This window comes from Microbulbifer pacificus (genome assembly GCF_002959965.1).
GTDB classification, from domain to species: domain Bacteria; phylum Pseudomonadota; class Gammaproteobacteria; order Pseudomonadales; family Cellvibrionaceae; genus Microbulbifer; species Microbulbifer pacificus_A.
Map to the genome: position 1 here is coordinate 849,525 of NZ_PREV01000026.1, position 21,747 is coordinate 871,271.

The 21,747-nt window shown below is 56.4% G+C and carries 31 protein-coding genes; 1 reads left to right on the forward strand and 30 read right to left on the reverse strand.

All coding sequences use genetic code 11. The features are described 5' to 3' along the window. Positions 1-5 precede the first annotated feature (5 nt). The 25 genes from rpsK to rpsJ all read right to left on the reverse strand — a co-directional run bounded on the left by rpsK (position 6) and on the right by rpsJ (position 11,988). Positions 6-395: a 30S ribosomal protein S11 gene (gene rpsK, locus C3938_RS04070; RefSeq protein WP_043320820.1), complete on the reverse strand. Its 390-nt coding sequence runs from the start codon at positions 393-395 to the stop codon at positions 6-8. 40 nt (positions 396-435) lie between these two features. Next, entirely contained in the window at positions 436-792 is a 357-nt protein-coding gene (gene rpsM, locus C3938_RS04075) for a 30S ribosomal protein S13 (RefSeq protein WP_105101950.1), read from the reverse strand. A gap of 445 nt (positions 793-1,237) precedes the next feature. Beyond that, positions 1,238-1,354 (reverse strand): 50S ribosomal protein L36, encoded by a 117-nt coding sequence (gene rpmJ, locus C3938_RS04080; protein ID WP_105101951.1) that lies wholly within the window; start codon positions 1,352-1,354, stop codon positions 1,238-1,240. Positions 1,355-1,393: 39 nt separating this feature from the next. Then, on the reverse strand, positions 1,394-2,740 hold the full coding sequence (gene secY, locus C3938_RS04085; RefSeq protein WP_105101952.1) for a preprotein translocase subunit SecY: 1,347 nt from the start codon (positions 2,738-2,740) through the stop codon (positions 1,394-1,396). 12 nt (positions 2,741-2,752) lie between these two features. Continuing rightward, a complete protein-coding gene (rplO, locus tag C3938_RS04090) occupies positions 2,753-3,187 on the reverse strand; it encodes a 50S ribosomal protein L15 (protein WP_105101953.1) in 435 nt (144 codons plus the stop codon). Between the two features lies 1 nt (position 3,188). Continuing rightward, positions 3,189-3,374, reverse strand: a complete 186-nt coding sequence (rpmD, locus tag C3938_RS04095; RefSeq protein ID WP_105101954.1) for a 50S ribosomal protein L30 — start codon at positions 3,372-3,374, stop codon at positions 3,189-3,191. 68 nt (positions 3,375-3,442) lie between these two features. Continuing rightward, entirely contained in the window at positions 3,443-3,952 is a 510-nt protein-coding gene (gene rpsE, locus C3938_RS04100) for a 30S ribosomal protein S5 (RefSeq protein WP_105101955.1), read from the reverse strand. Between the two features lie 10 nt (positions 3,953-3,962). Beyond that, a complete protein-coding gene (gene rplR, locus C3938_RS04105; protein ID WP_105101956.1) occupies positions 3,963-4,313 on the reverse strand; it encodes a 50S ribosomal protein L18 in 351 nt (116 codons plus the stop codon). Between the two features lie 9 nt (positions 4,314-4,322). Beyond that, complete coding sequence (gene rplF / locus C3938_RS04110; protein WP_105101957.1) at positions 4,323-4,856, reverse strand: 50S ribosomal protein L6; 534 nt, start codon at positions 4,854-4,856, stop codon at positions 4,323-4,325. Between the two features lie 12 nt (positions 4,857-4,868). Continuing rightward, positions 4,869-5,261: a 30S ribosomal protein S8 gene (gene rpsH, locus C3938_RS04115; RefSeq protein ID WP_105101958.1), complete on the reverse strand. Its 393-nt coding sequence runs from the start codon at positions 5,259-5,261 to the stop codon at positions 4,869-4,871. A gap of 26 nt (positions 5,262-5,287) precedes the next feature. Continuing rightward, the gene (gene rpsN, locus C3938_RS04120) at positions 5,288-5,593 is read right to left on the reverse strand and encodes a 30S ribosomal protein S14 (protein WP_105101959.1); all 306 of its coding nucleotides are present in this window, start codon (positions 5,591-5,593) and stop codon (positions 5,288-5,290) included. A 9-nt stretch (positions 5,594-5,602) separates the two neighbouring features. Continuing rightward, positions 5,603-6,142, reverse strand: a complete 540-nt coding sequence (rplE, locus tag C3938_RS04125; protein ID WP_105101960.1) for a 50S ribosomal protein L5 — start codon at positions 6,140-6,142, stop codon at positions 5,603-5,605. A gap of 14 nt (positions 6,143-6,156) precedes the next feature. Then, positions 6,157-6,474, reverse strand: coding sequence for a 50S ribosomal protein L24 (gene rplX / locus C3938_RS04130; RefSeq protein WP_105101961.1), 318 nt, complete (start codon positions 6,472-6,474; stop codon positions 6,157-6,159). Between the two features lie 20 nt (positions 6,475-6,494). Further along, the gene (rplN, locus tag C3938_RS04135; RefSeq protein ID WP_105101962.1) at positions 6,495-6,863 is read right to left on the reverse strand and encodes a 50S ribosomal protein L14; all 369 of its coding nucleotides are present in this window, start codon (positions 6,861-6,863) and stop codon (positions 6,495-6,497) included. A gap of 56 nt (positions 6,864-6,919) precedes the next feature. Next, on the reverse strand, positions 6,920-7,183 hold the full coding sequence (gene rpsQ / locus C3938_RS04140; protein WP_105101963.1) for a 30S ribosomal protein S17: 264 nt from the start codon (positions 7,181-7,183) through the stop codon (positions 6,920-6,922). A 2-nt stretch (positions 7,184-7,185) separates the two neighbouring features. Beyond that, positions 7,186-7,377: a 50S ribosomal protein L29 gene (rpmC, locus tag C3938_RS04145; protein ID WP_043320803.1), complete on the reverse strand. Its 192-nt coding sequence runs from the start codon at positions 7,375-7,377 to the stop codon at positions 7,186-7,188. Then, positions 7,377-7,790 (reverse strand): 50S ribosomal protein L16, encoded by a 414-nt coding sequence (gene rplP / locus C3938_RS04150; RefSeq protein ID WP_105101964.1) that lies wholly within the window; start codon positions 7,788-7,790, stop codon positions 7,377-7,379. The genes rpmC and rplP overlap by 1 nt, the downstream gene beginning before the upstream one ends. 11 nt (positions 7,791-7,801) lie before the next feature. Beyond that, positions 7,802-8,482, reverse strand: a complete 681-nt coding sequence (gene rpsC, locus C3938_RS04155) for a 30S ribosomal protein S3 (protein ID WP_105101965.1) — start codon at positions 8,480-8,482, stop codon at positions 7,802-7,804. A gap of 19 nt (positions 8,483-8,501) precedes the next feature. Then, on the reverse strand, positions 8,502-8,834 hold the full coding sequence (gene rplV / locus C3938_RS04160; RefSeq protein ID WP_105101966.1) for a 50S ribosomal protein L22: 333 nt from the start codon (positions 8,832-8,834) through the stop codon (positions 8,502-8,504). Positions 8,835-8,849: 15 nt separating this feature from the next. Next, a complete protein-coding gene (rpsS, locus tag C3938_RS04165) occupies positions 8,850-9,128 on the reverse strand; it encodes a 30S ribosomal protein S19 (protein WP_105101967.1) in 279 nt (92 codons plus the stop codon). 37 nt (positions 9,129-9,165) lie between these two features. Then, a complete protein-coding gene (gene rplB / locus C3938_RS04170) occupies positions 9,166-9,990 on the reverse strand; it encodes a 50S ribosomal protein L2 (RefSeq protein WP_105101968.1) in 825 nt (274 codons plus the stop codon). 14 nt (positions 9,991-10,004) lie between these two features. Further along, entirely contained in the window at positions 10,005-10,301 is a 297-nt protein-coding gene (rplW, locus tag C3938_RS04175; protein ID WP_105101969.1) for a 50S ribosomal protein L23, read from the reverse strand. Continuing rightward, on the reverse strand, positions 10,298-10,912 hold the full coding sequence (rplD, locus tag C3938_RS04180; protein WP_105101970.1) for a 50S ribosomal protein L4: 615 nt from the start codon (positions 10,910-10,912) through the stop codon (positions 10,298-10,300). Before rplD ends, rplW begins: the two co-directional genes overlap by 4 nt. Positions 10,913-10,930: 18 nt before the next feature. Beyond that, positions 10,931-11,566: a 50S ribosomal protein L3 gene (rplC, locus tag C3938_RS04185; protein ID WP_105101971.1), complete on the reverse strand. Its 636-nt coding sequence runs from the start codon at positions 11,564-11,566 to the stop codon at positions 10,931-10,933. 110 nt (positions 11,567-11,676) lie between these two features. After that, positions 11,677-11,988: a 30S ribosomal protein S10 gene (gene rpsJ / locus C3938_RS04190; protein WP_066967210.1), complete on the reverse strand. Its 312-nt coding sequence runs from the start codon at positions 11,986-11,988 to the stop codon at positions 11,677-11,679. Positions 11,989-12,201: 213 nt separating this feature from the next. On the opposite strand from rpsJ, the gene C3938_RS04195 reads away from it, so the two are divergent. Beyond that, positions 12,202-12,678: an aminoacyl-tRNA deacylase gene (locus C3938_RS04195; protein ID WP_105101972.1), complete on the forward strand. Its 477-nt coding sequence runs from the start codon at positions 12,202-12,204 to the stop codon at positions 12,676-12,678. A gap of 67 nt (positions 12,679-12,745) precedes the next feature. On the opposite strand, the gene tuf is transcribed toward C3938_RS04195, so the two are convergent. From tuf to rpoC, 5 genes are all read right to left on the reverse strand, one after another. Continuing rightward, positions 12,746-13,939 carry an elongation factor Tu gene (gene tuf, locus C3938_RS04200; RefSeq protein ID WP_105101973.1) on the reverse strand — a complete coding sequence of 398 codons (1,194 nt, stop codon included), beginning with the start codon at positions 13,937-13,939 and terminating at the stop codon, positions 12,746-12,748. 41 nt (positions 13,940-13,980) lie between these two features. After that, on the reverse strand, positions 13,981-16,089 hold the full coding sequence (gene fusA / locus C3938_RS04205; protein WP_105101974.1) for an elongation factor G: 2,109 nt from the start codon (positions 16,087-16,089) through the stop codon (positions 13,981-13,983). A gap of 112 nt (positions 16,090-16,201) precedes the next feature. Further along, positions 16,202-16,672, reverse strand: coding sequence for a 30S ribosomal protein S7 (rpsG, locus tag C3938_RS04210; protein ID WP_105101975.1), 471 nt, complete (start codon positions 16,670-16,672; stop codon positions 16,202-16,204). 128 nt (positions 16,673-16,800) lie between these two features. Continuing rightward, a complete protein-coding gene (gene rpsL, locus C3938_RS04215) occupies positions 16,801-17,175 on the reverse strand; it encodes a 30S ribosomal protein S12 (RefSeq protein ID WP_105101976.1) in 375 nt (124 codons plus the stop codon). A gap of 257 nt (positions 17,176-17,432) precedes the next feature. Continuing rightward, complete coding sequence (gene rpoC, locus C3938_RS04220) at positions 17,433-21,662, reverse strand: DNA-directed RNA polymerase subunit beta' (RefSeq protein ID WP_105101977.1); 4,230 nt, start codon at positions 21,660-21,662, stop codon at positions 17,433-17,435. Positions 21,663-21,747 lie beyond the last annotated feature (85 nt).

Genomic DNA, 21,747 nt, shown 5'->3' on the forward strand with positions numbered 1-21,747 from the left:
CCCTCTTACACGCGACGTTTCTTGGGCGGACGACATCCGTTATGCGGAATCGGCGTCACGTCGGTGATGTTGGTGATCTTGTAGCCGCAGTTGTTCAGGGCGCGAACAGCGGATTCACGACCCGGGCCTGGGCCCTTAACTTCGACATCAAGGTTTTTCAGGCCGTATTCCTGGGCGGCAGTACCTGCGCGCTCAGCGGCAACCTGGGCTGCGAATGGGGTGCTCTTACGAGAACCGCGGAAACCGGAGCCACCTGCAGTAGCCCAGCTCAGAGTGTTGCCCTGACGGTCAGTGATCGTCACGATCGTGTTGTTAAACGATGCGTGGATGTGGGCAACACCGTCGACAACGGTCTTTTTGACCTTTTTGCGAACAGTAGTTTTTGGCTTAGCCATACCTGTATCCTAAATCCTGTACTAGTGAAGACCGGCGCGATTACTTACGAATCGGCTTGCGCGGACCCTTACGGGTACGGGCGTTTGTCTTGGTACGCTGACCGCGAAGCGGCAGGCTGCGACGGTGACGCAGACCGCGGAAGCAACCCAGATCCATCAGACGCTTGATGTTCATGGACACTTCACGACGCAGATCACCCTCAACGGTCAGTTTCGCAACTTCACCGCGGATGGTTTCGATCTGTTCTTCGGACAGTTCACTAAGTTTGGTGGATTCAGCGATACCTACCGCTGCCAGAATAGACTTGGCCGTAGTGCGACCGACACCATAGATATGGGTCAGGGAGATCACGGCGTGCTTGTGGTCTGGTACGTTTACACCAGCAATACGTGCCATAGAGGCATACTCCACGTATTGTGAACCGGCGCTACTTGGTAATGGCGCGGCTCAATTCTCGATTCGGCGCTGACAGCGAATAAAAAGCCACCAGCACCACCAAAAAGGCGCGCAAGAATAGCTTTTCATACACCAAATTGCAATAGCCCACCCTCCCAGGGCCTCGACCCGGGGAAAATGGACGACAGTCAACGCCCCCTTTTGAAACTTTCAAGACCACAAATTTTGTGGTTTTTCAGTCTCGTCGCAAACCGGGAGATTTGCGATGCGCCTTTTTACACGGGGCTGTGCAAGAAGGCAAATCTTTAACACTCTGCTCGAGCCGGAAACCCGGACCCTGAACAGACCGGCGTCGCTAACAACCCTCCCTGGGGTGGACACCAGCCCGGCCATCCGTGGCCGGTCGCTAATCGGCGCTAACAGCTACGCTGCCTGGACGCGCCGATTAACCCTGCCGCTGCTTGTGACGCGGCTCGGCGCTGCAGATTACCCGCAGAACGCCTTTGCGACGTACGATTTTGCAGTTACGGCAGATCTTTTTGATAGAAGCGCGTACTTTCATGACCTTACCTCAATTCACTCCTGCTGCTGGGGCTACCGATTAACGGCGGCCATAGCCTTGCAGATTCGCCTTTTTCATCAACCCTTCGTACTGGTGTGACAGCAGGTGCGATTGAACCTGAGCCATGAAGTCCATCACTACGACCACAACGATCAGCAGCGAGGTACCTCCCAGATAGAAAGGAATGTTCAGCCCGACCACCAGGAACTGCGGCAGCAGGGAGACCAGCGCGATGTAAACGGCACCCACCAGAGTCAGACGAGTCAGCACGCTGTCGATATAACGCGCAGTTTGCTCGCCGGGGCGGATACCGGGCACATAGGCACCGGATTTTTTCAGGTTATCTGCAACTTCATTCGGGTTGAACATCAACGCCGTATAGAAGAAGCAGAAGAAGCCAATCAACAGTGCGAACAGAATAATGTTCAGCGGCTGACCGGGGCCCAACTGCAATGCCATCCACTGCAGAATCTGGGCACCGATACCTTCGCCACCCTGACCGAACCACTGCGCCAGAGTCGCAGGGAACAGCAGGATACTGCTGGCAAAAATCACCGGAATCACACCGGCCATATTGACCTTCAGCGGCAAGTGGCTGGACTGCGCAGCCGGCGCCTGGGAGTAACGTCCCGCCTGACGACGCGCGTGGTTAATAGTGATGCGGCGCTGACCGCGCTCCATAACCACGACGAAGTACACAACGGCGATCGCCACAAAACCAATCGCCAGCAGCATCAGGATATGCAGCTCACCCTGGCGCGCTTGCTCGAATGCCTGGCCAATGGCACTGGGCAGGCCGGCGACGATACCGGCAAAAATCAGCATCGAAATGCCATTGCCTACGCCGCGCTCCGTGATCTGTTCGCCCAGCCACATCATGAACACCGCACCGGTTACCAGTGACACAACGGCCACAAAGTAGAAACCGAATGCCGGTTCAGCGGAGTAAGCCAGGTTCTGACCGGCGAGACCAAAGGTCATACCGATACCCTGGATCAGCGCCAGCAACACCGTCAGATAACGGGTGTACTGGTTGATCTTACGGCGCCCTGCGTCACCTTCCTTCTTTAACGCCTCCAGAGAAGGCGTTACCGCGGTCATCAACTGCATGATGATGGACGCGGAGATGTACGGCATGATGCCGAGGGCCAGAATACTCATCCGCTCCAGTGCACCACCGGAGAACATGTTGAACAGACCAAGGATGGTTCCCTGGTTCTGGTTGAACAGATTCGCCAGCTTTTCCGGATCAATACCGGGCACCGGAATGTGAGTTCCAATGCGATACACGAGTATCGCGAGAAACAGAAAACGAAGGCGAGCCCAAAGCTCGCCTAATCCCTTGCCGTTGCCCAGGGAGTTAACACCAGATCCTGGTCGTGCCATTGGGGCCTCGATTTAGTCTTCTACTTTTCCGCCAGCAGCTTCGATGGCTGCTTTAGCACCCTTGGTGACACTCAGACCTTTCACGGTAACCGCTTTGGTCAGTTCACCAGACAGGAACACTTTGGCGCGCTTAATGTGGCTGCCGATAATATCGGCATTCTTCAGCGCTGCCAAATCAATCGTGTCACCGTCTACCTTTGCCAGCTCCGCCAGACGCACTTCCGCTACAAAGCGGCCGACGCGAGAGGTGAAGCCGTACTTCGGCAGGCGCTTCTGCAAAGGCATCTGACCGCCTTCGAAGCCCGGACGAACACGTCCGCCGGAACGGGATTTTTGACCCTTGTGGCCACGGCCGCCGGTTTTACCCAGGCCGCTACCAATACCACGGCCAACACGCTTACTGCTGTGCTTGTGGCCTTCTGCGGGAGACAACTCATTCAAACGCATGTTATGCCTCCTCCACTTTTACGAGGTAATTCACCTTGTTGATCATGCCGCGCACAGAGGGAGTGTCTTCCACTTCCACGGTGTGACCGATGCGGCGCAGACCCAGACCAGCGACGCACGCCTGATGATTCTTCAGACGACCGGCGACGCTCTTGACCTGGGTGACTTTGATGGTCTTCTTAGCCATGACTCATTCACTCAAAGCAAGTTTCAGAACGGACCGCAGCGATTTTGCTGCCACGGCCCGAAACCGAATCAGTTCAGGATTTCTTCCACAGACTTGCCACGCTTGGCGGCAACGTCTTCCGGGCTGCTCATTTTGCCCAGCGCACTGAAGGTGGCGCGAACGACGTTTACCGGGTTGGTAGAGCCGTAGCACTTGGCCAGTACGTTGTGGACACCAGCCATTTCCAGTACGGAGCGCATGGCACCGCCGGCGATTACACCGGTACCCTGGGAAGCGGGCTGCATGTAAACCTTGGAACCGCCGTGACGACCGTTGGTAGCGTACTGAATGGTGTCACCGTTCAGATCTACCTGGATCATGTTGCGACGTGCAGCTTCCATTGCCTTCTGGATGGCAACCGGCACTTCACGCGCCTTGCCACGACCAAAGCCAACACGGCCATTGCCGTCGCCAACTACGGTCAGAGCGGTGAACGCGAAAATACGACCACCCTTTACGGTTTTGGCAACACGATTGACCTGAACCAGTTTTTCCTGGAGGCCTTCGTCGTTGCCTTTCTCGACTTTTTCTCTAGCCATAACTCAACCCTTAGAATTTCAGACCGGCTTCACGGGCAGCGTCTGCCAGGGCCTTTACACGGCCGTGGTATTTGAAACCGCTACGATCGAAGGCTACCGCTTCAACGCCAGCGGCTTTCGCACGCTCAGCGATCAGGGTGCCAACGGCTTTCGCAGCGTCGACGTTACCGGTTTTGCTTTCACGCAGGTCCTTGTCCAGAGTAGAGGCTGAAGCCAATACCTTGTCGCCATCGGCAGACAGGATCTGTGCGTAGATGTGGCGGGGCGTGCGGTTCACTGTCAGGCGAACGGCGCCCAGCTCACGCATTTTGGCGCGGGCACGACGTGCACGACGCAAGCGAGATTGCTTCTTAACGTTCATATCTATGCCTTACTTCTTCTTGGCCTCTTTGCGATACACACGCTCGTCAGCGTAACGGACACCCTTACCTTTGTAGGGCTCCGGCGGACGGAACGCGCGGATCTCAGCGGCCACTTGACCCAACAGCTGCTTGTCGCTGCTCTTCAGTACGATTTCAGTCTGACTCGGAGTTTCGGCGGACACACCTTCCGGCAGATCGTAATCGACCGGGTGAGAGAAGCCGAGACTCAGGTTTACGGACTTACCTGCGGCTTTCGCACGGTAACCCACGCCGACCAGTTGCAGTTTCTTTTCGAAACCCTGACTGACACCGACCACCATATTGCTTACCAGCGCGCGGGTAGTGCCGGCGAGGGCACGAGCCTGCTTGGAACCATTGCGTGCAGCAAAGGTCAGCTGGTTTTCTTCCTGCTTCACTTCCACATCGCTGTGGACAGAGAATTTCAGGTTGCCATTTCCGCCTTTAACAGCGATGTCCTGACCCTTAAGGTCAACGGAAACGCCAGCGGGGATGCTTACGGGACTATTAGCTACTCGAGACATATCAACCCCCGCTTAGAATACGGTGCAGAGCACTTCGCCGCCGACACCAGCCTGACGGGCCGCGCGATCGGTCATCACACCCTTGGAGGTGGAGACGATAGCGATGCCCAGGCCACCGCGAACGGAAGGCAGTGCTTTTTTACCGGAATAAGCGCGCAGGCCCGGACGGGAAACCCGGTCCAGCTCGGCGATTACCGGCTTGCCCTGGAAGTATTTCAGCTCGATGGTCAGTTCAGGCTTGGCACCTTCGCTGACAGCAACGTCAGAAACATAACCTTCGCTCTTCAGAACGTTGGCCACAGCTACTTTCAGTTTTGAAGAAGGCATAGAAACACTGCCCTTGCCGCGCGCCAGGGCGTTGCGGACGCGGGTCAGCATATCTGCCAACGGATCTTGCATACTCATTACTTAAGACTCCTCAAGTCTGCCTTTTACCAGCTGGACTTAACCAGACCGGGGACATCACCACGCATGGCGGCCTCACGCAATTTGTTACGGCACAGGCCGAATTTGCGGTAGACAGCGTGGGGGCGACCAGTGATCCGACAGCGGCGTTGCTGACGAGTCGGGCTTGCATCGCGCGGCAGTTGTTGCAGCTTGAGTTGAGCCTCCCAGCGCTCTTCATCAGAAGCGCTGGCACTGGCGATGATCGCCTTCAGCTCTTGACGCTTTTCGGCGTACTTAGCTGCGGTTCGAGCGCGCTTGTTCTCACGCGCAATCATGGATTTCTTCGCCATGGAATCCTCTTAACCCTTGAACGGGAAGTTGAATGCTTTCAGCAGTGCACGACCTTGGTCGTCGTTGGCTGCTGTAGTAGTGATACAAATATCCAGACCGCGGATCTTGTCTACTTTGTCGTAGTCAATTTCCGGGAAGATGATTTGTTCGGTTACACCCATCGAGAAGTTACCACGACCGTCGAACTGCTTCGGGCTGATGCCACGGAAGTCGCGAATACGCGGAATCGCGATACCGATCAGACGCTCCAGGAACTCGTACATGCGCTCACCGCGCAGAGTTACCTTACAGCCGATCGGCCAGCCATCACGGATCTTAAAGCCCGCAATTGACTTGCGAGCATTGGTGATGATGGGTTTTTGACCAGTGATCGCAGTCATGTCATTGACTGCGTGTTCCAGCACCTTTTTGTCACCAACGGCTTCACCAACACCCATGTTGATGGTGATTTTGGTGATGCGAGGCACTGCCATCACGTTCTCGATACCCAGCTCTTCTTTCAGCTTGGGCGCGAGTTCTTTGGTATAGAGCTCTTTAAGCCTTGCCATTTTTTCCACCTGACTTATGCGTCAACGGCGTCGCCGCTGGATTTGAAGACGCGGATCTTAGTACCGTCTTCCAGTACTTTAAAGCCTACCCGGTCAGCTTTCTGGGTGCTCGGGTTGAAAATGGCTACGTTGGAAGCCTGGATAGCGGCCTCTTTTTCAACGATGCCACCCGCAACGCCCAGTTGTGGATTCGGCTTCTGGTGTTTTTTGATCATCTGAACACCGGATACGATCAGGCGACCGTCGTTCAGCACCTTGCGTACGGTGCCGCGCTTGCCTTTGTCGCGACCGGCGATAACGATCACTTCGTCGTCACGCTTGATCTTGCGCATGTCTTTTCTCCACTCGTGGCTTAGATAACTTCGGGAGCCAGTGAGATGATCTTCATGAACTTCTCACCGCGCAGCTCGCGAGTTACCGGGCCAAAAATACGGGTGCCAACCGGAGCCAAGTTGTTGTTCAGCAACACCGCAGCGTTATCGTCAAACTTGATCAGAGAGCCGTCAGCGCGACGCACACCTTTCTTGGTGCGAACCACAACCGCGTTCATTACCTGACCCTTTTTCACTTTACCGCGCGGAATTGCTTCCTTGACAGTCACTTTAATGATGTCGCCAACGCCAGCGTAGCGACGGTGGGAGCCGCCCAGCACCTTGATGCACATGACACGGCGAGCCCCACTGTTGTCTGCTACTTCTAAGTAGGATTCTGCTTGAATCATTGTTCCTCTCCGAAAACCTTTCTAGGTCTTCACAGTCAATGCCAATGCGCTAGGGGTTAAACCTTCGCCGCACGCTCTACAATTTGCTGCAAGGACCAGGACTTGCTCTTGGACAGCGGACGAGATTCCTCAATAACTACGACATCACCGATGCCGCACTCATTGTTTTCGTCATGTGCCTTGAGCTTGGTGGACTTGCTCACGATTTTGCCGTAGATCGGGTGCTTTACACGGCGCTCGATCAAAACGGTGATGGTTTTATCCATCTTGTCACTCACAACCTTACCGGTCAGAGTACGCTTCAGTTTTGCTTCAGCCATGATCAGTTACCTGCCTTCTCAGTCAAAACAGTCTTAATGCGAGCAATGTCGCGACGAGTCTGCTTCAGCAGATGGGTCTGAGTCAGCTGACCGGTGGACTTCTGCATACGCAGCTTGAATTGAGCTTCAAGTTGGCTCAGCAGTTCCTGGTTCAGTTCTTCAACTGACTTTGAGCGTAGATCTGCAGTCTTCATTACATCACCGAACGCTTAACGAAAGTTGTCTTTACAGGCAGCTTGGCTGCAGCGAGATCAAATGCCTCACGAGCCAATTCTTCGGAAACACCCTCCATTTCATAGAGGACCTTGCCTGGCTGAATCTGGGCAACCCAGTACTCAACGCCACCCTTACCTTTACCCATCCGCACTTCAAGAGGCTTGTTGGTGATGGGCTTGTCCGGAAACACACGAATCCAGATCTTGCCGCCACGCTTTACGTGACGGGTCATTGCGCGACGAGCCGCTTCGATCTGGCGCGCAGTAATGCGACCGCGACCGATGGCCTTAAGGCCGAACTCGCCAAAGCTCACTTTGGAGCCGCGCTGGGAAAGACCGCGGTTGCGACCCTTCTGTACCTTGCGGAATTTTGTACGCTTCGGTTGTAGCATCTGCGCACCCCTTAATTAGCAGCTTTCTTGCGAGTCTTCGCCGGCTTCTCTTCGGGGATTTCGTCACCGATGACTTCGCCTTTGAAGATCCAAACTTTCACACCGATGATGCCGTAGGTAGTACTGGCTTCAGCGGTGCCGTAGTCGATGTTGGCACGCAGAGTGTGCAGCGGTACACGACCTTCACGGTACCATTCGGTACGTGCGATCTCGGCGCCGCCCAGACGGCCGCTCACCTGAATCTTGATACCTTCTGCGCCCTGGCGCATGGCGTTCTGCACGGCGCGCTTCATAGCGCGACGGAACATAACGCGACGCTCCAGCTGCTGAGCAACGTTCTGGGCTACCAGAGTGGCGTCCATATCCGGCTTGCGCACTTCTTCGATGTCGATGTGCACCGGAACACCCATCTGAGCGGTCAGGTCGTTGCGCAGACGCTCAACGTCTTCGCCTTTCTTGCCGATCACGATGCCCGGACGCGCAGTGTGAATGGTCACACGAGCGGTGTTGGCCGGACGTTCGATCTCGATGCGGCTCACGGAAGCGTGGGCCAGCTTCTTGCGAATGTATTCGCGAACTTTCAGATCCGTGTACAGCTTGTCTGCGTACTCGTCGCTGCCGGCATACCAAACAGAGGTATGCTTTTTAACGATACCCAGACGAATGCCGGTAGGATGTACTTTTTGTCCCATGGTTTTCTCGCCTGTCCTGTTATTTCTCGGCTACTTTCACAGTGATGTGACAAGTACGCTTGAAAATGCGGTCAGCACGACCCTTGGCGCGCGGCTTAATGCGCTTCATGGTCATACCTTCATCTACGAAGATGGTGGAAACTTTCAGCTCGTCCACGTCGGCACCTTCGTTGTGCTCGGCGTTGGCGATTGCAGATTCCAGAACCTTCTTGACGATTGCAGCACCCTTCTTGTGGCTGAAAGCCAGGATATCCAGGGCTTCCTCGACACCTTTGCCGCGAATCTGATCAGCTACCAGACGCGCTTTTTGTGCCGACAGACGAGCACCGCGTAATTTTGCTTGTACTTCCATCTCTATAACCTCGGCTTAGCGCTTCTTCGCTTTCTTATCCGCGGCGTGGCCACGGTAAGTGCGGGTAGCAGCAAACTCGCCCAGCTTGTGGCCAACCATTTCTTCGTTGACCAGCACAGGCACGTGTTGACGACCGTTGTGCACGGCAATCGTCAGGCCCACCATTTCCGGCATAATCATGGAACGGCGGGACCAGGTTTTAATCGGTCGGCGATCATTGGATTCAATCGCCGCCTCCACCTTCTTGATCAGATGCAGATCAATGAAGGGACCTTTTTTTAATGAGCGTGGCACTGTCGATTCCTCTCTAGCAGCTCAGACATCGCGCGGCTTATTTGCCGCGACGACGTACAATCATGTTGTCGGTGCGCTTGTTCTTACGCGTTTTCTTACCCTTGGTCGGAACACCCCAAGGCGTCACAGGGTGACGACCACCGGAGGTACGACCCTCACCACCACCATGCGGGTGGTCTACCGGGTTCATCGCCACACCGCGAACGGTCGGGCGAACACCGCGCCAGCGTTTTGCACCAGCTTTACCCAGCTTGCGCAGGCTGTGCTCGGAGTTGCTCACTTCACCCAGGGTGGCGCGGCACTCGGTCAGAACCTTACGCATCTCGCCAGAACGCAGACGTACAGTCGCGTACTGACCATCACGGGCAACCAGCTGAACAGAGGCACCGGCAGAGCGGGCCAGCTGAGCACCTTTACCAGGCTTCAGCTCGATGGCGTGAATTACGGAACCCACCGGAATGTTGCGCAGCGGCAGGGTGTTACCCACAGCGATCGGCGCAGCGTCACCGGACTGGATTTTTGCACCGGCCTGCAGGCCTTTCGGCGCAATGATGTAACGACGCTCGCCATCGGCATAGCACACCAGAGCGATGTGCGCGCTGCGGTTCGGGTCGTACTCCAGGCGCTCAACAGTGGCTGGAATGCCATCCTTGTTACGCTTGAAGTCCACCATGCGGTAGTGTTGCTTGTGACCACCACCGATATGACGGGTGGTAATGCGACCGTTGTTGTTACGACCACCGGTCTTAGACTTCTTCTCTACCAGCGGTGCATAAGGTGCGCCCTTGTGCAGCTCAGAGTTGACGATCTTGACCAGGTGACGACGGCCGGCTGAGGTCGGTTTTGTTTTTACAATAGCCATTGCAACTTTCCCCTTTACTCAGCAGCTTCAAAGTTGATGTCGCTGCCTTCGGCCAGACGAACGTAGGCTTTTTTCCAATCGTTGCGCATGCCAACGCCGTAGCGGGTGCGCTTGGTTTTGCCTTTTACGTTCACGGTGCGAACCTGCTCAACAGAAACGTTGAACAGCTTTTCTACCGCGGCCTTGATATCGGCTTTGGAAGCGTCGGTGGTCACCTTGAATACTACCTGGTTGGCGGAATCCGCCAGCACAGCAGCCTTCTCGGAAATTACCGGGCCCAGCAGTACTTTGTAGAGTCGCTCTTGGATCATCCCAGCACCTCATCAATTTTCTTGAGTGCAGAAACGGTAACCACGACTTTTTCAAAGCGAATCAGGCTTACCGGATCGATACCCTGTACATCGCGAACATCGATCTTGTGCAGGTTGCGCGCGGCCAGATAGAGGTTTTCATTTACCTCTTCGGTCACGATCAACGCGTCAGACAGATCGTACTGTGCCAGTTTGGTTACCAGTTGTTTGGTCTTCGGCGCGTCAACGTCGAAGGACTCAACCACAACCAGACGCTCCTGACGAGCCAGCTCGGAGAGAATGCAACGCAGAGCAGCGCGGTACATCTTCTTGTTCAGCTTGACACTGTGATCGCGCGGAACAGCGGCGAAGGTCACGCCACCGGAGCGCCACAGCGGGCTACGGGTAGTACCGGCGCGAGCGCGACCAGTACCTTTCTGACGGAATGGCTTTTTGCCACCGCCGGAAACCTCGGAGCGAGTTTTCTGGGCCTTGGTACCCTGACGAGCGCCTGCCATGTAGGCAACGACAGCCTGGTGCACCAGGTCCTGATTGAATTCACGACCGAAAGTCACTTCAGAAACTGCAACAGTGCCTTTAGCGCCTTCGGGAGTAGCGATATTCAGTTCCATATCTATTTACCCTCAGCCTTAGGCTTTAACTGCCGGACGAACGATTACGTCACCACCGGGTGCACCGGGAACGGCACCTTTAACCAGCAGCAAGTTACGCTCGACATCTACACGAACCACTTCCAGGTTTTGCGTGGTAACACGCTCGGCACCCATGTGACCGGCCATTTTCTTGCCTTTCCACACGCGGCCAGGAGTCTGGCACTGACCGATAGAACCGGGAGCGCGGTGAGACAGAGAGTTACCGTGAGTAGCGTCCTGGGTACGGAAGTTCCAGCGTTTGATACCGCCCTGGAAACCTTTACCTTTGGAAGTGCCGGTTACGTCAATCTTCTGGCCGGCTTCAAAGCTGGCAACAGTGATTTCAGAACCGATTTCGAAGGACTCGTCAGAACCGTCAGTACGCAGTTCGAAGAGTGCAGAGCCAGCCTCAGTGTTGGCTTTGGCGAAGTGGCCCGCGAGGGGCTTGGAGACACGGGAAGCCTTACGGGAACCCACAGTTACCTGAACTGCGGAGTAGCCATCAGTTTCCGGAGTTTTCACCTGAGTGACGCGATTCGGAGCTACCTCGATAACAGTTACCGGGATAGACGCGCCATCTTCAGTGAAGATGCGAGTCATGCCGCTCTTGCGGCCGACAATACCTATAGTCATCTTTTCAACCTCTCAGTGCACGGGGCTTTAACCCACTGCGGCCGCCCAATCTCAGAGCGTTACACTACCCAGACCTTTTTCGCCTGGGATTCGGTAGTTAATTAAAAGTGTTAGCCGAGACTAATCTGAACCTCAACACCGGCCGCCAGATCGAGCTTCATCAGCGCGTCGACGGTTTTCTCGGTAGGTTCAACAATGTCCAGCAAACGCTTGTGAGTACGAATTTCGTACTGGTCACGCGCATCTTTGTTGACGTGCGGAGAAATCAGTACGGTGTACTTCTCTTTGCGAGTCGGCAGCGGAATGGGACCGCGTACTTGAGCGCCAGTGCGCTTGGCCGTCTCTACGATCTCCTGAGTAGAGGTATCGATCAGCTTGTGATCGAACGCCTTCAGGCGAATTCGGATGCGTTGACCCTGCATGGAATCAAACTCCAATCATTTAAAGCTAAAGAACGTCCTTTTACACAGCCCCGAGGGCGGGCGAAAAGGAGCGCGAAGTCTACGGGCGATTATTTGATCTGTCAACACAGATCCCAGAAAGAAACCAACGCAGGCCACTTCGGGCTTCGCGTGCACGAACCTAAACTACAGACTACCCAGGCAAAAATAGGCATCAGCCGGGAGGGTTAGCCCATGGCCATCGCAAGCACCGTCAGTCAATATTTGGACAAACACTCGATCCACTACCGGGTTTTACCTCATGACCACAGCGCCACCAGCCGCGAAAGCGCTCACAAAAGCGGACTCCGTGAGGATTGCGTCGCCAAAGCTGTCATGCTGAAGGATGACCGCGGGCTGGTTATGGCAATCATCCCCGCCAGCAGCGGCCTGGATATGCGCGCAGTTCGCGACGAAACCGGACGCAATCACCTCGAAATGATGCCGGAGACAGAATTTGGCAGCATTTTTCCCGACTGCGAAGTCGGCGCATTGCCCCCACTTGGCCCCGCCTACGGCATAACCACACTCGTGGACAGCAGCCTGAACCGCTGGGATACCATCTACCTGGAATCCGGCGACCATGAATCACTGGTCGCGATTGACGGAAGGGACTACGACCAACTGATGTCCAACTGCAGACATTGCGATCTCAGTCGCGACTGGTTCTAAACAAGCAGACACAAAAAACCCGCAGTGTCGCCACTGCGGGTTCTTCACCTGGATCAGGAAGTAAAGATTACTCGATGATCTTGGCTACAACACCAGCGCCAACGGTACGGCCACCTTCGCGAATCGCGAAACGCAGACCTTCTTCCATGGCGATCGGGTGGATCAGGGTAACAGTCATCTGAATGTTGTCACCCGGCATTACCATCTCAACACCTTCCGGCAGCTCACACGCACCAGTTACGTCGGTGGTACGGAAGTAGAACTGCGGGCGGTAGCCTTTGAAGAACGGGGTGTGACGACCACCTTCGTCCTTGGACAGTACGTACACTTCCGCCTCGAACTTGGTGTGCGGAGTGATGGAACCCGGCTTGGCCAGTACCTGACCACGCTCCACTTCGTCACGCTTGGTGCCGCGCAGCAGGGCGCCGATGTTCTCACCAGCACGACCTTCGTCCAGCAGCTTGCGGAACATTTCCACACCGGTACAGGTGGTGGTGGTGGTGTCTTTCAGACCTACGATGGCGATTTCATCACCAGTCTTGACGATACCACGCTCTACACGGCCGGTTACTACGGTACCGCGACCAGAGATGGAGAATACGTCTTCGATCGGCATCAGGAACGGCTTGTCGATGGCGCGCTCCGGCTCCGGAATGTACGCATCCAGGGTTTCTACCAGCTTCTTAACAGCGCTGGTACCCAGCTCGTTGTCGTCTTCGCCGTTCAGCGCCATCAGCGCGGAACCTACGATGATCGGGGTGTCGTCGCCCGGGAACTCGTACTGATCCAGAAGCTCACGAACTTCCATCTCTACCAGTTCCAGCAGCTCTTCGTCGTCGACCATGTCGGCTTTGTTCAGGAATACCACGATGTACGGTACACCTACCTGACGGGACAGCAGGATGTGCTCGCGGGTCTGCGGCATGGGGCCGTCAGCAGCGGAACATACCAGGATCGCGCCGTCCATCTGAGCAGCACCAGTGATCATGTTCTTAACGTAGTCGGCGTGTCCCGGACAGTCTACGTGCGCGTAGTGGCGAGTCGGGGATTCGTACTCTACGTGAGAGGTGGAGATGGTGATACCGCGCTCACGCTCTTCCGGTGCCTTGTCGATACCGTCGAAAGCAACGGCTGCGCCGCCCCACACTTCGGAACATACGCGAGTCAGCGCAGCGGTCAGGGTGGTTTTACCGTGGTCAACGTGACCGATGGTGCCCACGTTTACGTGGGGCTTGGAACGTTCAAACTTTTCTTTTCCCATTTTCAGGATCCTCTAACTAAACGATTTAAAGGGATTAAAGCTTAAGCCTTGTTTTTGGCGATGATTTCATCAGCCACATTGCGCGGTGCTTCGGCGTACTTCTGGAATTCCATAGTGTAGGTAGCACGGCCCTGGGTAGCTGAACGCAGGTCGGTGGCGTAACCGAACATCTCGGCCAGCGGCACTTCCGCGTTGATCACCTTGCCGGAGGAGTTCTCATCCATACCCTGGATCAGACCACGACGACGGTTCAGGTCACCGACCACGTCACCCATGTTCTCTTCCGGGGTTACCACTTCCACTTTCATGATCGGCTCGAGCAGTACCGCACCACCCTTCTGGGCCAATTGCTTGGTCGCCATGGACGCAGCGATTTTGAACGCCATTTCGTTGGAGTCCACGTCGTGGTAGGAACCGTCGAATACAGTAGCCTTCAGGCCCAGCAGCGGGTAGCCCGCCAGTACGCCGTTCTGCATCTGCTCGGAGATACCCTTCTGGATCGCCGGGACGTATTCCTTCGGAACCACACCACCCACGATCTCGTTCACGAATACCAGGCCATCTTCCGCATCCTCGTCCAGGTTCGGCTCGAAGCGGATCCAGCAGTGACCGTACTGACCGCGACCACCGGACTGACGAACGAACTTGCCTTCGATCTCACACTTGTTGGTGATGCGCTCACGGTACGCTACCTGCGGCTTACCGATGTTGGCTTCCACGTTGAACTCGCGACGCATACGGTCGACGATGATGTCCAGGTGCAGCTCACCCATACCGGAGATGATGGTCTGGCCGGTTTCTTCGTCGGTCTTCACACGGAAAGACGGGTCTTCCTGAGCCAGCTTGCCCAGAGCGATACCCATTTTTTCCTGATCCGGCTTGGATTTCGGTTCAACCGCTACGGAAATCACCGGCTCCGGGAATTCCATGCGCTCGAGAACGATCTTGTTCGCTTCGTCACACAGGGTGTCGCCAGTGGTGGTGTCTTTCAGACCGATTGCCGCGGCGATGTCGCCGGCCAGTACTTCTTTGATTTCCTGACGGTTGTTCGCGTGCATCTGCACCATACGGCCGATACGCTCGCGCTTGCTCTTCACGGAGTTGAACACGCCAGTGCCGCTCTCCAGCTTACCGGAGTAAACGCGGAAGAAGGTCAGAGTACCAACGAAGGGGTCGGTCGCAATTTTGAATGCCAGTGCGGCGAAGGGCGCGTTGTCGTCGGCCTCACGGGTAGCAATGGTTTCGCCGTCGTCCAGAGTACCTTCGATCGCCTTAACTTCGGTTGGCGCCGGCAGATATTCGATTACCGCATCCAGCACTGCCTGCACGCCCTTGTTCTTGAACGCAGAGCCGCCCAGAACCGGTACGATTTCGTTGGCCAGGGTGCGCTGACGGATAGCCGCCTTGATTTCTTCTTCGGACAGCTCGCCCTCTTCCAGGTACTTCTCCATCAGCTCTTCACTGGCTTCAGCCGCAGCTTCTACCAGGAATTCGCGCATTTCATTGCACTGATCGAGCATGTCTGCAGGGATGTCTTCGTAGCTGAAGGTCATGCCCTGGTCTTCCTCGTTCCAGATGATTGCTTTCATCTTGACCAGGTCGACAACACCCTTGAACTCGTCTTCGGAGCCAATGGTCATCTGCAGCGGAACTGCATTTGCGTTCAGACGGGTTTTCAGCTGCTTGACTACGTTCATGTAGTTGGCGCCGGTACGGTCCATCTTGTTCACGAAGACCATGCGCGGTACTTCGTACTTGTTGGCCTGACGCCAAACGGTCTCGGTCTGCGGCTGCACACCGGAGGAGCCGCACAGCACAACAACGGCACCATCCAGCACACGCAGGGAGCGCTCTACTTCAATGGTGAAGTCAACGTGCCCGGGGGTGTCGATGATGTTAATGCGGTGCTGGTCGAACTGCTGACGCATACCAGCCCAGAAACAGGTGGTAGCTGCAGAAGTAATGGTAATACCACGCTCCTGCTCCTGTGCCATCCAGTCCATGGTGGCCGCACCCTCGTGCACCTCACCAATTTTGTGGGACAGACCGGTGTAGAACAGGACGCGCTCGGTGGTGGTGGTTTTACCGGCGTCTACGTGGGCGCAGATACCGATATTACGATAGCGTGCGATAGGCGTTTTACGTGCCACAGTTGTATCCTCGATATAACGGCAAAAGGCAGCGCGGAAACTTATCTTCCTTGCTGCCTTTCGGTATTAATTTCCGATGGTAATAATCATCAGACTTAGAAGCGCCACTATCTTAGAAGCGATAGTGAGAGAACGCCTTGTTGGCTTCCGCCATACGGTGCACGTCTTCACGCTTCTTGACCGCGCCGCCCTTGTTCTGGGAAGCATCGATCATTTCATTGGCCAGTCGCTGCGCCATGGATTTTTCGCCGCGCTTGCGGGAGAAATCCACCAACCAACGCATTGCCAGAGCGGTACGACGCGCGGGACGCACTTCTACCGGCACCTGGTAGGTAGCACCACCAACACGACGGGACTTTACTTCCACCATCGGGGCGATGTTTTCCAGGGACTCTTCAAAAATCTCGATCGGATCCTTGTTCAGTTTCTGTGAAACCAGATCCAGTGCACCGTATACGATGCTTTCCGCCACGGACTTCTTGCCAGAGATCATGACATGGTTCATGAACTTGGCCAGAGTCACGTTCCCGAACTTAGGATCGGGCAGCACTTCGCGCTTGGCGACTACACGTCTTCTTGGCATGGGATTGCCTCTCTTCAGGGTTACTCTGAGATGCCGCCGCACTAACTAACAAATAGTAAATACAACTCGGCGAGCTCAGCCTTACTCCGGTTATTCGTTAAACCGAAACGCAAATTGGGACCTAAGGATTAACCCTTAGGACGCTTGACACCGTACTTGGAACGGGCCTGCTTGCGATTGTTTACGCCGGCACAGTCAAGTGCGCCGCGTACAGTGTGGTAGCGCACACCCGGCAGGTCTTTTACACGACCGCCGCGAATCAGCACCACGCTGTGCTCCTGCAGGTTGTGGCCTTCACCGCCGATGTACGAAGTTACTTCGAAACCGTTGGTCAGGCGCACACGGCAAACTTTACGCAGTGCAGAGTTCGGCTTCTTCGGTGTAGTGGTATACACACGAGTGCAGACTCCGCGACGCTGCGGGTTGGCTTGCAATGCAGGCACATCGCTTTTTTCAACTTTGCGTTTTCTCGGCTTACGAACCAACTGGTTGATCGTTGCCATTAAAAATCACTCCAAAAATAAAACGCCCCCACCATCAACTGCAGTGAGGGCCTATCGTCAGTGCGTAACCTCCCGCGCGACCGTGCACAAAAGCACACCAGACAGCGGACGGTTCCACCCCATTAGCGGGGGCCGCATTCTATAAGCCGCGACACCCCTAGTCAATCACCGCGAACAATAAACACTCACTGTCCGCGATCATTGCGATTCGGTACCGACCGGAAACAAAACCGCCCGGTCGGCAACCAGCGACTGACTTATTCCCCGGAAGATTTCAGGGCTTCGGTCAGTGCCGCTTCCACCTCTTCCGCAGACGGGCCTTCGGCGTAACCGAAGCTCACCTGTGCGGTGCGCTTGCGCTTGCGCTCGGTGTGGTAGGCGAGACCGGTACCGGCCGGGATCAGACGACCTACTACCACGTTCTCCTTCAGACCGCGCAGGCTGTCTTCCTTGCCGGTTACCGCTGCTTCGGTCAGTACGCGGGTGGTCTCCTGGAAGGAGGCCGCGGACAGGAAGGATTCGGTCGCCAGAGACGCCTTGGTGATACCCAGCAGCAGACGCTCGTACTGCGCCGGTTGCTTGCCTTCCGCACGCAGGCGCTCGTTCTCTTCGATGACCGCCTGGTACTCAACCTGCTCACCTTTGATGAACTCGGAGTCACCCATCTCCAGAATTTCAACCTTGCGCAACATCTGACGCACGATGGTCTCGATGTGCTTGTCGTTGATTTTCACACCCTGGAGGCGGTAAACCTCCTGGATTTCGTTGGTGATGTAGCGGGCCAGCTCTTCAACACCTTTAAGGCGCAGGATGTCGTGCGGGTTGGACGGGCCGTCGGAAATGACTTCTCCCTTCTCCACGGTCTCACCCTCGAACACGGTCAACTGACGGTGCTTCGGAATCAGAACCTCATAGGAGTCCTTGCCATTGGCCAGCGGCTTGCCGTCTTTCGGGGTGATCTGCAGACGTACCTTGCCTTTGGTCTCTTTACCGAAGGACACGGTACCGGAGATCTCCGCCAGGATGGACGGCTCCTTCGGCTTACGCGCTTCGAACAGGTCGGCAACCCGCGGCAGACCACCGGTGATGTCCTTGGTACCGCCGGATTCCTGCGGAATACGGGCGATAACATCACCCACGCTCACCTTGTCGCCCTCTTTCAGGCTCAGGATTGCGCGCGGTGGCAGCGCATAGTGCGCCGGCGCACTGGAGTTCGCCAGGGTCAGCTCTTCACCATTCTCGTCCAGCAGGGTTACCGCCGGGCGCAGGTCTTTACCCGCTGCCGGGCGTTCCGCCGGGTCGATCACCTCAATGGAGGACAGACCGGTGATTTCGTCGGTCTGCTTGCGGATGGACAGGCCATCTTCCATGCCGGACAGTTTCACCCAACCGGCAACCTCGGTGATGATCGGGTGGGTGTGCGGGTCCCACTTGGCCACGATCTTGCCACCGTCAACCTCGGAGCCCTCGGCGACGCTGATCTGCGCACCGTAGGGCAGCTTGTAGCGCTCGCGCTCGCGACCGGCGCTGTCGGCAATCGCCAGCTCACCAGAGCGGGATACCGCAACCAGGTTGCCACTCTCCGCTTTCACAGTCTTCACGTTGTGCAGGCGCACGGTACCGCCCTGCTTCACCTGAATGCTGTCCGCCGCGGAAGCACGGCTCGCCGCACCACCGATGTGGAAGGTACGCATGGTCAGCTGGGTACCCGGCTCACCAATGGACTGGGCAGCCACAACACCCACGGCTTCACCCGGGTTGGCGCGGTGACCACGGGCCAGGTCGCGGCCGTAACACTGGGCACAGATGCCGTGTGCAGTCTCACAGGTGATCGCGGAGCGCACGATCACCTCGTCAATACCCATACCTTCGATGCGTTCAACCCACGCTTCGTCGATCATGGTGCCGGCCGGTACCGCGATCTCGTCGCTGCCGGGCTTGGGCACATCGCGGGCCACCACGCGACCGAGGATGCGGTCACCCAGAGATTCAATCACGTCACCGCCTTCAATCACCGGCGCCATGGTCAGACCTTCATCGGTGCCACAGTCGATCTCGGTGATCACCACGTCCTGGGCCACGTCCACCAGACGGCGGGTCAGGTAACCGGAGTTCGCGGTTTTCAGGGCGGTGTCCGCCAGACCTTTACGAGCACCGTGCGTGGAGATGAAGTACTGCAGTACGCTCAGACCTTCACGGAAGTTCGCGGTAATGGCGTTCTCGATAATGGAACCGTCCGGACGTGCCATCAGGCCACGCATACCCGCCAGCTGACGGATCTGGGCCTCGGAACCCCGTGCACCGGAGTCGGCGTACATGTATACGGAGTTGAAGGAGTCCTGCTCGGTCTCTTTACCTTCGCGGTCGATGACCTTTTCCTTACGGATGCCAGCCATCATCGCCTGGGTTACCTTGTCGTTGGTACGGGACCAGACGTCGATAACCTTGTTGTATTTCTCACCCGCGGTCACCAGACCGGAAGCGAACTGGCTCTCGATCTCTTTCACTTCCTCTTCCGCGGAAGCGATCAGATCGGCCTTGGCCGCCGGGATCTCGAAGTCGTTCACACCGATGGAGGAACCGGACTTGGTGGAGAAGTCGAAACCGGTGTACATCAGCTGGTCAGCAAAGATGACGGTCGCCTTCAGACCAACATTGCGGTAACACTCGTTCAGTACGCGGGAGATCGCCTTCTTCTTCATGGGCTGATTGACCATCTCGAAGGGCATACCATCCGGCACGATGTTCCACAGCAACGCGCGGCCAACGGTGGTGTCGTACACGGTACGGGTCTGGCGCTTCTCGCCGTCTTCACCGATTGTCACTTCGTCGATACGCACTTTCACCTTCGCCTGCAGGCCAACCTGTTTGGCGTAGAAGGCGCGGCTCACCTCTTTGATATCGGAGAAGAACATGCCTTCGCCTTTATCGTTCACGCGCTCGCGGGTCATCCAGTACAGACCGAGTACCACGTCCTGAGACGGCACGATGATCGGTTCGCCGTTGGCGGGCGACAGGATGTTGTTGGTGGACATCATCAGCGCGCGGGATTCCAGCTGCGCTTCAATGGTCAGCGGTACGTGTACCGCCATCTGGTCACCGTCGAAGTCGGCGTTGTACGCCGCACACACCAACGGGTGCAGCTGGATCGCTTTACCTTCAATCAGCACCGGCTCGAACGCCTGGATACCCAGACGGTGGAGTGTCGGGGCGCGGTTCAGCAGAACCGGGTGCTCGCGGATCACCTCGTCGAGGATATCCCACACCACCGCTTCTTCGCGCTCGACCATTTTCTTGGCCGCCTTGATGGTGGTGGCGAGGCCGCGGGCTTCCAGCTTGCCGAAAATGAACGGCTTGAACAGCTCGAGGGCCATTTTCTTCGGCAGACCACACTGGTGCAGGCGCAGGGTCGGGCCCACCACGATCACGGAACGACCGGAGTAGTCAACACGCTTACCCAACAGGTTCTGACGGAAACGACCCTGCTTACCCTTGATCATGTCGGCCAGGGATTTCAGCGGGCGCTTGTTGGAACCGGTGATGGCACGACCGCGACGACCGTTATCCAGCAGCGCGTCTACCGCTTCCTGCAGCATGCGCTTTTCGTTGCGCACGATGATGTCCGGCGCGTTCAGCTCGAGCAGGCGCTTCAGACGGTTGTTACGGTTGATCACGCGACGGTACAGATCGTTCAGGTCGGAAGTCGCGAAACGGCCGCCGTCCAGGGGTACCAGCGGACGCAGGTCCGGCGGCAGTACTGGCAGCGCCTGCATGACCATCCACTCCGGCTTGTTGCCGGACTTGTAGAAGGCTTCCAGCAGCTTCAGACGCTTGGACAGCTTCTTGATCTTGGTCTCGGAATTGGTAGACGGAATCTCTTCCCGCAGACGCTGAATTTCAGACGGCAGCTCGATGTCGTTCATCAGCTCCTGGATGGCTTCCGCCCCCATTTTCGCTTCGAACTCGTCGGCGAACTCTTCCATCGCTTCGAAGTACTGCTCGTCGTTCAGCAGCTGGCCGCGTTCCAGGGTAGTCATACCCGGATCGGTGACCACGTAGGATTCGAAGTACAGCACGCGCTCGATATCGCGCAGGGTCATGTCCAGCAGCAGACCGATACGGGACGGCAGGGACTTCAGGAACCAGATGTGCGCAACCGGCGACGCCAGTTCGATGTGGCCCATGCGCTCGCGGCGCACCTTGGCCTTGGTCACTTCAACACCGCACTTCTCACAGATGATGCCGCGGTGCTTCATGCGCTTGTACTTACCGCACAGGCACTCGTAGTCCTTTACCGGGCCAAAAATCTTGGCGCAGAACAAGCCTTCACGCTCAGGTTTGAACGTGCGGTAGTTGATGGTCTCCGGCTTTTTCACTTCGCCGTAGGACCAGGAGCGGATCATGTCCGGGGATGCCAGACCGATGCGGATCGCGTCAAATTCTTCCAGCTGATCCTGGGCTTTCACCAGGTTTAACAAATCTTTCAAGGCCTTTCCTCCACTGGGGGGTGGTCATCCCGGCCACTGCACCTTGGACCGGGAAGGCCGGCAGAATTAATTCTTCTACCGGCAC